Origin of the sequence: Xenorhabdus bovienii, from assembly GCF_024721015.1 — a bacterium.
Lineage (GTDB): Bacteria > Pseudomonadota > Gammaproteobacteria > Enterobacterales > Enterobacteriaceae > Xenorhabdus > Xenorhabdus bovienii.
The window spans coordinates 1-409 of the sequence record NZ_JANAIF010000341.1 but is presented as its reverse complement, the minus strand read 5'-3'; the positions used below and the strand labels follow the sequence as shown (position 1 = coordinate 409).

Genomic DNA, 409 nt, shown 5'->3' with positions numbered 1-409 from the left:
GAAGCCCGCTTACTGAAAACGTGGGGCGGCAGAATTGACAGCCTGCAATTGCGTTTTGCGGGGTCGTACTATGACGATGCCACCGGGGAAACGGTCGCCTGTGAGATCCAGACGCGCGGACGGTTTACTGAGGTGGATTGGGGCAGCGCCAAAGCCGGGGAAAATACCCAGCATAAATACACGCTGAAAAATACCTACTGCAAGATCACGCTGAACAACGAAGAGCTGCACGAAGTAGACATGCTCAACCTTGTCTGGCGGGTGAACGGGCAGGATTTGCTGGAAAAACACCGCGCCAATATTGGCCATTAATATTACGGCGGGCTATGGCTCGCCCAACGGAGACTAAACCATGTCAAAAACAGTTATTTTTTCTGAACCACTGAAACTGGCGGACGGCAGTACTATC

Annotated in this window: 1 protein-coding gene; it reads left to right on the top strand. The window is 52.3% G+C overall.

The window, feature by feature from the left end:
• On the top strand, nt 1–312 hold a 312-nt coding region (locus tag NXS07_RS20890; protein WP_258087619.1), incomplete at its 5' end, for a phage major tail tube protein.
• Nucleotides 313–409: the final 97 nt, after the last annotated feature.